Annotated in this window: 9 protein-coding genes and 1 pseudogene; 5 read left to right on the forward strand and 5 right to left on the reverse strand. The window is 62.8% G+C overall.

The window, feature by feature from the left end; all coding sequences use genetic code 11:
- Positions 1-52: 52 nt before the first annotated feature.
- Positions 53-1,243, reverse strand: coding sequence for a PGF-CTERM-anchored ABC transporter substrate-binding protein (locus NATGR_RS18550; protein ID WP_005579758.1), 1,191 nt, complete (start codon positions 1,241-1,243; stop codon positions 53-55).
- Between the two features lie 59 nt (positions 1,244-1,302).
- On the opposite strand from NATGR_RS18550, the gene btuC reads away from it, so the two are divergent.
- From btuC to gatE, 3 genes and pseudogenes are all read left to right on the forward strand, one after another.
- The gene (gene btuC, locus NATGR_RS18555; protein WP_005579760.1) at positions 1,303-2,349 is read left to right on the forward strand and encodes a vitamin B12 ABC transporter permease BtuC; all 1,047 of its coding nucleotides are present in this window, start codon (positions 1,303-1,305) and stop codon (positions 2,347-2,349) included.
- A gap of 101 nt (positions 2,350-2,450) precedes the next feature.
- Positions 2,451-3,794, forward strand: a pseudogene (locus NATGR_RS18560) (ATP-binding cassette domain-containing protein); the annotation flags it as partial.
- A gap of 84 nt (positions 3,795-3,878) precedes the next feature.
- Complete coding sequence (gatE, locus tag NATGR_RS18565) at positions 3,879-5,753, forward strand: Glu-tRNA(Gln) amidotransferase subunit GatE (protein ID WP_005579763.1); 1,875 nt, start codon at positions 3,879-3,881, stop codon at positions 5,751-5,753.
- A gap of 75 nt (positions 5,754-5,828) precedes the next feature.
- Here the strand turns inward: gatE and NATGR_RS18570 are convergent, their stop codons facing one another.
- Positions 5,829-6,182 (reverse strand): hypothetical protein, encoded by a 354-nt coding sequence (locus NATGR_RS18570; RefSeq protein ID WP_005579764.1) that lies wholly within the window; start codon positions 6,180-6,182, stop codon positions 5,829-5,831.
- A 218-nt stretch (positions 6,183-6,400) separates the two neighbouring features.
- Complete coding sequence (locus tag NATGR_RS18575) at positions 6,401-6,883, reverse strand: Lrp/AsnC family transcriptional regulator (protein WP_005579765.1); 483 nt, start codon at positions 6,881-6,883, stop codon at positions 6,401-6,403.
- Between the two features lie 183 nt (positions 6,884-7,066).
- On the opposite strand from NATGR_RS18575, the gene NATGR_RS18580 reads away from it, so the two are divergent.
- Positions 7,067-8,098 carry a DMT family transporter gene (locus tag NATGR_RS18580; RefSeq protein WP_015233924.1) on the forward strand — a complete coding sequence of 344 codons (1,032 nt, stop codon included), beginning with the start codon at positions 7,067-7,069 and terminating at the stop codon, positions 8,096-8,098.
- Between the two features lie 294 nt (positions 8,099-8,392).
- Positions 8,393-9,022 (forward strand): HTH domain-containing protein, encoded by a 630-nt coding sequence (locus tag NATGR_RS18585; protein WP_005579767.1) that lies wholly within the window; start codon positions 8,393-8,395, stop codon positions 9,020-9,022.
- 63 nt (positions 9,023-9,085) lie between these two features.
- Here NATGR_RS18585 and NATGR_RS18590 read toward each other — a convergent pair whose 3' ends face one another.
- Both NATGR_RS18590 and NATGR_RS18595 read right to left on the reverse strand, forming a co-directional pair.
- Positions 9,086-10,132, reverse strand: coding sequence for a hypothetical protein (locus tag NATGR_RS18590; protein ID WP_005579768.1), 1,047 nt, complete (start codon positions 10,130-10,132; stop codon positions 9,086-9,088).
- Positions 10,133-10,613: 481 nt separating this feature from the next.
- Positions 10,614-11,378: an RNA methyltransferase gene (locus tag NATGR_RS18595; RefSeq protein ID WP_005579769.1), complete on the reverse strand. Its 765-nt coding sequence runs from the start codon at positions 11,376-11,378 to the stop codon at positions 10,614-10,616.
- Positions 11,379-11,592: the final 214 nt, after the last annotated feature.

Consider the following 11,592-nt stretch of genomic DNA (forward strand, 5'->3'; position numbering starts at 1 on the left):
GCTGTGACGACCTCGCGTCGAGTCGAAAAGAAGCGGCTGCCGTTCCGGCCCGTTACTCTTTCTCTCTCGAGCGGACGACCGCGAGCGACGTCAGCAGTACGGCCACCAGTGCCGTAGAGGCGGCGAATCCGGGGATCGAGTCGTCGTCGGCCTCACCGGTATCTGTGCCGTCAGCGCCCGCGTCATCGCCGTCGCCTGCATCGAGTGCACCTGCAGGCATGTCGCCGTAGTGGTCGATTCGTTCGTCGTCCGCGAGACCGGACTCCTCGTAGGCATTCGGATGAACGTCTTCGACGATGCCCGCGATCGCGACGACGACCAGCGGTGCAGGCTGGCTCATGTAGTGGTCGTTGACCGCGACGAACTGTTCGTCTTCGTAGGCTGAGGTCGCCATCACGCCATCGCCGACTGGTGGCTCGCCCCAGGTTTCGCCGTAGACGATCCAGTCTGGGTCCTGTTCGACAACCTGCTCGGCGTCGACCATATCCCAGCCTTCGATACCGACCTCGGCACCGAGGTTCTCGAGGCCGGCAGTCGTCAGAATCTCGTGGGAGAACGAGCCCTCACCAGCGGTGTATCCGTCACCCATCGCGTAGTACGCGAGCGGGCGGTCTTCGTCCGCGAGCGCCTCGTCGATCTCTTCGAGGGTGTCGTCCATCCAGTCGATCGTCGCTGCAGCGCCGTCGCACTCGCCGACGATTTCGCCGGTGAGCCGGACGTTCTCCTCGACGCCGTCGAGTGAGTCTTCTGTCGGGAAAACGAAGACGGTCAGGCCGGCGTTCCGGAGCTGGTCGACCACGTCGTCGTCCTCGAGAGTGTTGCCTGCGAGCACGACGTCGGGTTCACGGTCGACGACCGCTTCGGTGATCGGCGTCAGGTCGTCGTCCTCGCTGATGTCGAGGTTCTCGTCGGGCTCGAGGTAGTCGGTGTACTGGCCGACCGGCATGCCGACGAGTTTGTCTTCGCCGCCGATCTCGAACACCGACTGGGCGTCGCTCGGTTGGAGGGCGACGACGTCGTCGGGTTCTTCCTCGACGGTGACGGTCTCACCTGTCGCGTCGGTCTCTTCGAACGGGAACTCGCAACCTGGCGCTTCCTGTGCGCCGAGGGCGGCCAGCGACCCTGCCGTGGCGTCGCCCGCGCTCGAGCTTGCACCGGCTGCGACGCCTGCTCCCGCGGCCGGGGCGGCTGTAAACGCGAGGGCGATCGATACTGCGACGATGACGGTCAGTGACGTTCGCATCGACGGGACACACGCGCGACCCCAACAAATATTTGACTAATGAAATCGAGATTTCAGACGTGCGACTTTCCGGACGGCTCGTCGCGTGGTGTGTGGCGCTTTCGGTGTTACTCGTCGGGACTGTCGTAGCCAGCGCCATGCTCGGCCCCGTTCGAATCGACCCGGTCACCGTGTCGAAAGCAGTACTCAACCTTACCGGCGTCGTCGCCTACGACGTGCCGTCGGCCCACCAGACGATCGTCGCCGACGTACGACTGCCACGGATCGCGCTCGCGGCCGTCGTCGGCTTCGCGCTCGCGGCCGCCGGTACCGTGATGCAAGGCTTTTTCAGGAATCCACTCGCAGATCCGTCGATAATCGGCGTCTCGACAGGCGCTGCAGCCGGTGCAGTCGCGGCCATCGCGTTTCCGACAGTGGTGCCGTTCTCGAGCGTGCACGTCCCTGCGTTCATCGGTGCAGTTGGGACCGCGTTTCTCGTCTACGCTATCGCGACCGAAGGTGGACGGACTCCAGTCGCTACCCTATTGCTCGCTGGCGTCGCCATCCAGGCGTTTCTCGGTGCCTTGATATCGTACATGCTGGTCCACAGCGGCGAGAACCTGCGGGAGGCCGTCGTCTGGATGATGGGCCACCTTCATCGAAGTAGCTGGAGCGACGTCACGTTCGCCCTCCCAGTCACGATTCTCGGCGTGTCCGTGCTCTGTGCGTACACGCGAGAGATGAACGTCTTGCTTCTCGGCGAGGAAGACGCCCACCACCTCGGAGTCGACGTCGAGCGAACCAAACTCCTCTTGCTCGCAGTGGCGAGCATCGTCACGGCCGCCGGCGTCGCCGTCGCCGGCGTCATCGGCTTCGTCGGCCTCATCGTGCCCCACATACTGCGCCTGATCGTCGGTCCCGACCACCGAATCCTGTTGCCGACCAGCGCCCTCGCTGGTGCCTCGTTCCTCGTCGCAGCAGATACGATCGCCCGACTGGACTCGCTTGCGTTCCCCTTCGGCCTCGAGGTCGGGACGCCTATCGTCCCAGTCGGCATCGTGACGGCCGTTCTCGGCGCGCCGTTTTTCCTCTACCTGCTCACCAAGCGAGAGGTACACGAACTATGACAGAGACGCCGTCGACCGACGCCCGAACGCTTGAGCCCGCGCCGATCGCCGTCGACAGCGTCTCGGTTTCGTTCGGCGACATTTCGGTGCTGGAAGACGTCTCCGTGACCGTCGACCCTGGCGAGTTCGTCGGGCTCGTCGGGCCAAACGGTGCCGGGAAGACGACGCTATTGCGGACCATAAGCGGGACACTCGAGCCCGACTCCGGCTCGGTGAGCGTCGACGGCGTCGATCTTCAGGCTGTCTCCTCGAAAGCCTCGAGTCGCCTCGTCGCAGTCGTTCCGCAGGACACGACACTCTCGTTTTCGTTTCCCGTCGCGGATGTCGTCGAGATGGGAAGACACCCACACCGCTCGCGGTTCTCACCGCCGTCGCGGGACGATCGGGAGATAGTCGAGCAAGCCCTCGAGCGGACGCGAACAGCCGACTTCGCCGACCGGCCGATCGACGAGGTAAGCGGTGGCCAGCGCCAGCGAGTCGTCATGGCGCGGGCGATCGCCCAGGAGACGCCTGCACTGCTTCTCGACGAGCCGACCGCAAGCCTCGATATCAACCACGCGATCGAGACGCTCGAGTTGGTCCGGGAACTGGTCGCCGACGGCCGGACGGCAGTCGCGGCGATCCACGACCTCGACCTCGCGGCACGCTACTGTGATCGACTCGTCATGCTCGCCGACGGTGGCGTCAGGGCCGTCGGTCCACCGTCGGCGGTGCTCACGAGAGAGGCACTCGCGGACGCGTTCGACGCGAACGCGACGGTCGTTCCGAACCCGGTGACGGGGACGGAGACCGTGACTGCGCTGCCGAACGCGGTGGATTCCGCCGTCGACTCCCACGAAGCGGCCGATCGGAACGGCGATCGGGCCGAGACGGTCCGCCTCGAGCACGACGGCGGCCGGGAGACGCACGCCCACGTCGTCGGGACGGGAACGACCGCTGCAGGGACGCTCGCCCGACTCGCAGCTGCCGACCTCTCGATTTCTGCTGGGCCAGTCACCCACGGCGTCGTAACCGAGACCGCAGCGCGACTCGAGGCCGAAACGATCACGGTCGACCCGCACACACCGCTTTCCGATTCACAGCGACGGGCACTCGAGGACGCCGTCGGCGACGCCGACGTGACCATACTCGCCGATCCCGTTGTCAGTTCTGGCAACGAGTGTGTCCTGGCGGCCCTCGAATCGGCGTCGCCGCTGGTCGTCACCGATCGTCAGCCCCTGGAAGGCCGACTCTTCGCCGGAGAGACGGCACGGGCTCGGTACGATCGACTCCGTCGCCGAGCGCTCGAGACGTCTCCGGAGACGGTACTCGAGGCCGTCCAGTGTGTCCTGGATGGCGACGAGAGTGGCAGCGACCGCGACGAAGCCGGTGTAACTCCGGGCCTCGCCGAATCGGAGTCAGAGTCCGTTCGAACCAGTCCGAACTCGCCGCTGTCGACCGACTGACCGCGTCGGCGATCGAGTTTCGACCGTGGAACCACAACGGCAAACTGAACGGTTTTTTACCCCTCCGTCACCGAGTGGACGCCAATGACTGCGAGCGAGTACGACTACGACGAGCTCGGACTCGTCGCCGGGCTGGAGATCCACCAGCAACTCGAGACGGCGACGAAACTGTTCTGCCAGTGTCCGACCGAACTTCGCGAACCCGAGGAGGCCGAGCGAACGTTCACCCGCTATCTGCATCCCACCCGGAGCGAACTCGGCGAGATCGACGAGGCCGCCTTAGAGGAGAGCAAGGTCGACCGCGAGTTCGAGTATCTCGCGTACGACTCGACTTGTCTCGTCGAGGAAGACGACGAGCCACCGCAGGAACTCGACGAGGAGGCTCTAGAGGCCGTCCTCGAGATTGCCCAACTGCTGGAGATGGAGCCGGTCGACCAGGCTCACGTCATGCGAAAGATCGTCGTCGACGGCTCGAACACCTCTGGCTTCCAGCGCTCGACGCTGGTCGCAACCGACGGCGAGATCGAGACGAGCGACGGCGCGGTCGGCGTCGAAGACCTCATGCTCGAGGAGGAAAGCGCCCAGCGGGTCGCAGAGACCGACGACGGGGTGCGCTACAGTCTCGACCGGCTCGGTATTCCCTTGGTCGAGATCGGCACGAAACCCGACATCTCGACGCCCGAACAGGCGCTCGAGGCCGCCGAGCGGATCGGCATGCTGCTTCGCTCGACGGGGAAAGTCAAACGCGGCCTCGGGACGATCCGCCAGGACGTCAACGTCTCGATCGAGGCGGGGGCTCGCGTCGAGATCAAAGGAGTCCAGAGTTTAGACGACATCGACGACATCGTTCGTAACGAGGTCGCTCGGCAGGTCGAACTGGTCGAGATCGCGGACGAGCTTCGTAATCGCGAGGCAAGCGTCGGAGACTCTCAGGACGTGACTGACGTGTTCGAAGGGACAGAAAGCGGCGTCATCGAGGGCGCGCTGAGTTCGGGCGGCTCCGTGATGGCTGTCCCACTGTGCGGGTTCGACGGTCTCGTCGGCCACGAGATCGTACCCGACCGCCGCCTCGGGACGGAGTTCTCCGATCACGCCAAGCGCCACGGTGCCGGCGGGATTTTCCACACCGACGAACTGCCGGCTTACGGCGTCACCGAGCACGAAGTCGATGCCCTGCGCGAGGCAGTCGGTGCTGGTCCCGACGACGCCGTCGCTATCGTCGCCGACGACACCGATACGGCCGAGACAGCGATCGAGGCCGTCGTCGAACGCGCCGAGACTGCCCTCGAGGGCGTTCCCGAGGAGACCCGCGGTGCGAACGACGACGGGACGACCCGCTACCTGCGTCCGCTGCCCGGGGCGGCGCGGATGTATCCCGAGACGGACGTGCCGCCGGTCGAGCCCGACCCGAGCGACGTGCCCGAACCTGAACTGCTGACCGAGAAGGTCGAGCGCTACCAGGACGAGTACGACCTCGGGGAAGGGCTGGCCGAACAGGTTGCGTACGGCAAACACATGCCGCTGTTCGAGGACGTCGTCGTCGACGGCGTCGATCCGACGCTTGCGGCGTCGACCCTCGAGTCGACCCTGACCGAACTCCGCCGGGACGACGTGTCAGTCGAGGTCCTCGGAGACGAACATCTTCGCGGCGTGCTCGAACTGGTCGAAGACGGCGAGTTGCCAAACGAAGGCGTGCCGGACCTGCTGACCGCGCTGGCCGAAGAGCCCGACCGAACCCCGGCAGAAGCAGCAGAAGAAGAAGGACTCGGCGGCGCAGACGAGAGCGAAGTCCAGGAGGCCGTCGCCGAGGTCGTCGAACGAAACGAACAGCAGGTCGAGGAAGAGGGAATGCAGGCGTTCTCCGGCCTCATGGGCGAGTGTATGGGTGCCCTCCGTGGAAAGGCAGACGGCGACCTCGTCAGCGAGTTGCTACGCGAGGAGATCCAGAAGCGGGCCTGATCCGTTCGTCGCTCGAGGTTCTACGTGTCTCGAGGTTCTACGTGTAGTTTCCCCGTTCGGGCACACCGGGCACGATCACGTTCCGGGGACCCCGATGGCGTCGTACGTCGTCAGCTCCGCGGTTGCCAGGACGTACAACACGACGAGGACGGCGATCCACGCGACCAGCGTGATCCCCGCAGCGTCGATCCAGCCGCCCGGGTACCGGCGTTTGACGACCGCGAGATAGGCAAGCAGGACGATCGCCGGCCCGAGAAGCGGGACCCAGCCGAAGAAGAAGCCGACGACACCCCAGACGATCGCACCGAGCAGTGCCGTGAACACGGCGTATGTGTAGTCACTGACGTCGGCGATGAGCCACGCGCCGACGTGGATACCGAGCGCGCCGATTAGGAGGCTGACGACGAAGACGACGAGGCTGTCGATCATGACGGTCTCGTTCGTATCGTTTTCGGTACGAAAACAAATAGTTGGCTGGTCTCGACGGCCGACACCGGTCGGACGGCCGAGACAGTGCCCGAGTAGTCGTCGCGTGCGGAGAGCGGTCCGACAGCCTCGTTCCTCAACATCCACCCGCGCTGAAGGGCGGCGCTTTCTCCTCGATTTCCGTAACCGGACCAGACCAAAGCCGTCGACTCGAGTACCCGCTACTCGTCGACCAGTTCCTCGAGTAGCGTTTCCAGTTCGTAACTCTGCAGTGCATCACGCTCCTCGATCGCCGAGATCACGAACGTCGAGTCGGTTCGGTCGACGCCCTCGAGTTGCTCGAAGTCGGCGATGAGGCGTTCGACGGTCTCGCTGCTGCTCAGTCGGGCGACGACGATGAAGTCGGTCTCGCCCATAGTGAAGTAGACATTCGTGACGCCCTCGATCGTCAACAACCGGTCCGCAAACTCCTCGTAAGAACCTCGGTAATCCGCGTGGACTTCCACGAGGACTGTCACGCCGAGACCGAGCTTCTCGAGGTCGAAGTCGTAGCGGTCGTTCGTGATGACCCCCTCCTCGCGGAGATTCGAAAGCCGATAATGAATCGTCGAGACAGGAATATCGGTCTCCTCGTGGAGGCGTTCTGGGCTTCCAGTCTCGAGTTCCGAGATAGCTTTCAACAACCGTACGTCGCGTTCGTCCATGCGTTGACGGTCACGATAGACCGGAATAAATAGTTCTCGACATATAGTCTTGCCCATTACTACAACCACGGCCATTTTTATTGAACTGAGTTCGACTACAGTCAGTTTTCACAGATCTCACTCAACTATCTCGCCCTTCTATTGTAGAAAGTACTAAATAGATGCGGCAATTGTGAACTATACATGACTTTACTCGGGTCTATTCCAGACACGTACCGAGATGGGGTGCTCTTTTCGATACTGGCGCTCTGTTGGGGGAGTTCGTTCGTTGCAATCGAAGTCGGCCTCGAGTACGTCCCACCGCTGCTGTTTGCCGGGCTTCGCTACGCGCTGGCAGGTGTGGTCGTCCTCGGCTATGCAGCCGTCGTGACCGACAAAACGTGGCCCACCACGTTTGGCGAGTGGCTTGCAGTCAGCGTCGCCGGCGTGTTCGTCATCGCCCTCTACCACGGGCTGTTGTACATCGGCGAGTTGTACGTCTCGGGTGCCGTCGCCGCGACGGTCGTCAGCACGGCTCCGATCCTCACGGTCGTCTTCGCCAGCCTCCTGTTTTCAGAAAAGCGGCTGGGACCGGTCGGGATCGTCGGCTTCATGCTGGGACTCGTCGGCGTCGTCATGGTCGTCCAGCCGTCACCAGGAGCACTCGGCGGCGAAATGACCTACGGAGCCGCGATCGTCTTCGCCTCGGCAATCGCGTTCGCGCTCGGGGGTGTCCTCGTCAGACCGATCGACTCGAATCTCCCGATCGAGACGCTACAGGCCTGGGCGATGTTGCTCGGTGCCGGCGTGTTGCTCGGGTGGGCCGGACTGCGGGGCGAATCAGTAGCCACCATCGAGTTGACGTCGACGGCAATCCTCTCGTATGCCTACCTCACCTTCGTCTCCGGCGTCTTCGCCTTCCTGCTGTACTTCCAACTGCTCGACCGCAGCGGGGCGATCCAGGTCAACCTCGTCGGTTACGCCGAACCCGCGGTCGCGATCGGCGTGAGCTGGCTCGTGCTCGGCTCTGTCGTCGACTCGTTGACCATCGTCGGGCTGATGACGATCCTCGTCGGCTTCGTGCTCATCAAACGCAACGCGATCCGCCAACTTCTCCGCCCACACTTGACGACACACCGAACGGACCGGCCACACACCCCGGCAACCTCGAGCAATCACGCGGCAGCGAAAACAGACGGTGGAACGACGACGGAGACGGAGTCCGAGTCGGACTGAGACGGTTTGTTGTCCGTCACTTCCGACGCATCCGCGAGCTCAAGCGGTTGGGCTGGTAGCTCGCCAGCAACTCGGACGGGTTTCCCCCGGTTCGACTGGTGCGAAAGGACACAGCTGTCACATTAGTCGAACGTGGACGGTCGGACGACCACCGATCCGAATCGGCGTCGACGCTCCCTAGTGGTCCGTCGTGAAGGCCCAAGACTGTCCGCACTGCCCCTGAATCGACTACTTGGTCGTTGCTAGCACGGTCCCCACTAAGGTTTATCAACGAGAACGTGGCCGATTCGAACGATGACCGGAGCGCCACTCACGACCGTCTGTCACGTCCGTACACCTCTGCTGCTGGAGCCGATGGACAGCCAGGTCGAGACCCTACAGGCGTGTGAATCAGAGACACAAATCGACGACCTGTTGCTCCGGAGTTGGCCGAAAGAGGTCACACGGTCGGAGAACAGCCCCCACCAGGAAGTCCTCGAGACCTACGAGCGCTTCCGGTCGTGGGCAGACCAACGCGGCGTGAGCGTTCGCCCACCGTTCCGGGAACGAACCAGGACCTCCCCAGTGACCGGCGAGACACGTGAGTTGCTGGTGACGCCGCTTCTCTGTCTCGAGATTTACCACGACGACGAACTGATCGGTGTCTTTCCCCACTCCGAAGGCGAGGAGACCTATACGACCGACGAGGCAATCGCCGCCCTCCGAACGGGCGAGGTGCCGACGCCACTCGGTAAACCACCCACCGAGGCGACAGGCGAGAACGATGGATTCTGCCCCGACTGTGGCGCCTCGCTGGTCGACGGGCAGGGACTGTTCATCTGTCGGGAGTGTGGCTGGCTGGGGACAGTCGACGGGAGCGGACGGTTCGTCTCTCGAGAGGCGGAGTCTCGAAAAATGAAAGCAGACACACCCACGGTACAGTAGGACGGTCGGCAGACAGAGTCGCGAGGTCAGTCGTTCGTTTCGACGCTACCAGACCAGTAGTCGTTACTCCTCGACGAGATCACCGCTGTACTCGCCCTCGAGTGCGACGGTTGCGCCGTCACGAACGACCTCGAACGAGTCAGCCTCCGTTCCAAACGCCGTCTCGAGGCGGTTCTCGTCGACCCGCTGCTCGTCAGCGTAGATGACGGTCGTTCGCGCCACCGCGTCGCCGTCCTCGAGCATCGAGAGTTGCTGGTAGGCACCTCTTGCACCCGTGAACCCGTCGAAAGAGAACGTCAGAGTGTCAGCCTCGGCAGGACTCTCGAGCGTCTCCTCGTCGAACTCGCCGTCGGTGGTAGACAGTCCAAGCGTGATCCCGGCAATATCGCCGGTCCGAAGGAGTCGTGCGAACTCGTCGTTTCCCGAGGATGCGGCGTTGCGGTCGCCGGCGGCCGTTGCGACGGTCCGTTCGACGGCCTCGGCGGCGTCGAACTCGTCGTCGGTCTCCAGGTCCGATCCGCTGTAGGAGAAGACGTACGCGTCGTCGGTTACACCCACGACTTCGTCGGTCTCCGGGAACTCGTAGACGGCGTACTCGTCTGCCGTCGATTCGGACTCGTACCCCCACTCCTCGAGAGCGTCGGTGAAGCCGTCGACGTCGTAATCGCCGACAAGAACGTAGACGCCGTCGACGAAGACGAACGTCTCCTGGCCGTCGGTCGTCCGGTTGTGCTCGACGAAGGCGTCGTAACTCGGAGAGTTCGTGAGGAGTGTGAGTCCGAACACGCAGTGTAACGCGACGACGACGAGGTTACCGATCAGCGGATCGGTGGGCTCCTCGACGTCACCCGCATCGTCGGCGTCCAGCAAGACGTTCATCGTCTCGAGGTCGATCGTCCCGTACAGGTACTCGGAGCCGTCTCTCTCGGGAAGGACTCCGGCGTACGACGGAAGGGAGCCGTCGTCGACCGTCGTCTCGCCGTCCGTTCTTTCTTCGGGTTCGTCTTCCGACTCCGGTTGCTCGCTCGAGTCGGAACAGCCGGCGAGCGACACCGTTGCTACGCTTGCACCGAGAAGAGACAGGGCAGTTCGTCGATCGATAACAGTCATCGACTGATTGTCGAGAGCAGACCCCCATCACTGTAGTGGTCTTTCAGGTCGTTCACACTGTTTGTGAACGATTTCTAGTTGTTCGTACCAGTAGCAGTCACGAAACTACTAAGTCTGAATAGACTAGAGTAGACTGTAACTAGTGGCGGGCCAAGCCTGAACTGATGGGTCGAATCTGGCGGTGTGGCCCGATTCGACCCGTCAGTCGACGGTTGGGACGGTACTAGTAGCGTCCCAAGCGTGGACCGACTAGTTGAGAGTTAGCCCAAACCGATCACGATTCTCGATCAAGAGTAGAGCGCACTAGCCAGAGTAGACTTGGGATGGGACTAGACGAATCTGTTAAGACTGGAACTAGATACGTCTGTAAACTAGACTAGAATAGAACTAGAGCAGTTACTAAGAGAGCCACGACGAAACGGAGAAACCAGGGGAGCAGAACCTCTCTCGAGATCGTCTCGCCCCTCGTTTTCTCTCGATGTCAGGCGTCTTCCTGGTTCGGTTCCGGACGTTCGGTCGCCCGTCGGAGCAATCCGAGGAGCGTATTGGCCTCGCGGGCCGTCAGATCGGCCCGGCCGTACACCCGCCGAAGCAGTCGCATCGTCTTCTCGCGTTTCTCGTCGGGGTGGTTGATCTCCTCGAGTAGATCGGCCCACTGGTCGTAGAGTCGGTCGATCGTCTGTTCGGGTGCTCGGACGCGTTCGATGTCTGGAAGTTGAGTGTCTTCGTCGGCGAGAGTCAGTGTCCGGAGTTCGTAGAGGGTGACGGTTGCAGCCTGGCCGAGATTGAGTACGGGATACTCCGCGCTAGCGGGAATCGAGCAAATCTCGTCGATATCGGCGAGTTCCTCGTTGGTCAAACCGACTCGTTCGCGTCCGAAGACGAGTGCAGTCGGTGCGTCGACCGCCGGCAACCGATCGGCGAGTTCCGCCGGCGTCGAGAACGGAAACCGAACGTGACTCCGATCGTCCTCGTTCGTGACCGCGGTACAGCCGATCGTGTGATACTCCGAGACGAGTTCTTCGAACGTGATCTCGGTCGCGTTCGGGAGGATATCTTCTCGAGCGTGCCCGGCAAACCCATAGGCTTCACCATCGGGATCGAGCTCGGGCGGATCGATCAACAGCAGGTCTTCGAACCCGAAGTTCTTCATCGCTCGAGCGATCGTCCCGACGTTGCCCGGCGATTGGGGGTCGACGACGGCAACCGCTTGCGTTCGACGGTTCTCGGACGGCGTGTCGCTCATCTGTTCGAACTGGATGCGAGAGAGCGGTTACCGGTTTCGGTTCTCTCGGCCGAGGACACACACCACCGTCGCGTTTGTAAGACTACTAGTGAGTGTGGGGGGTTTGATCGACAACACACCACCGTCGCGGGTGAAAATCAGCTTCGTATAGCTACCGAAATCGGGAAAATCGCCTTTTCGATCGAACCCCACCCACCCTCTCGCCGTTACATCC

It is taken from the genome of Natronobacterium gregoryi SP2 (assembly GCF_000230715.2).
Lineage (GTDB): Archaea > Halobacteriota > Halobacteria > Halobacteriales > Natrialbaceae > Natronobacterium > Natronobacterium gregoryi.

What these genes read in the sequence shown, in the direction of transcription:
- NATGR_RS18585 (WP_005579767.1), top strand. Translation starts at nt 8,393, where the DNA reads ATGACCGGAGCGCCACTCACGACCGTCTGTCACGTCCGTACACCTCTG.
- NATGR_RS18575 (WP_005579765.1), bottom strand. Translation starts at nt 6,883, where the DNA reads ATGGACGAACGCGACGTACGGTTGTTGAAAGCTATCTCGGAACTCGAG.
- NATGR_RS18550 (WP_005579758.1), bottom strand. Translation starts at nt 1,243, where the DNA reads ATGCGAACGTCACTGACCGTCATCGTCGCAGTATCGATCGCCCTCGCG.
- gatE (WP_005579763.1), top strand. Translation starts at nt 3,879, where the DNA reads ATGACTGCGAGCGAGTACGACTACGACGAGCTCGGACTCGTCGCCGGG.
- NATGR_RS18595 (WP_005579769.1), bottom strand. Translation starts at nt 11,378, where the DNA reads ATGAGCGACACGCCGTCCGAGAACCGTCGAACGCAAGCGGTTGCCGTC.
- NATGR_RS18570 (WP_005579764.1), bottom strand. Translation starts at nt 6,182, where the DNA reads ATGATCGACAGCCTCGTCGTCTTCGTCGTCAGCCTCCTAATCGGCGCG.
- NATGR_RS18580 (WP_015233924.1), top strand. Translation starts at nt 7,067, where the DNA reads ATGACTTTACTCGGGTCTATTCCAGACACGTACCGAGATGGGGTGCTC.
- NATGR_RS18590 (WP_005579768.1), bottom strand. Translation starts at nt 10,132, where the DNA reads ATGACTGTTATCGATCGACGAACTGCCCTGTCTCTTCTCGGTGCAAGC.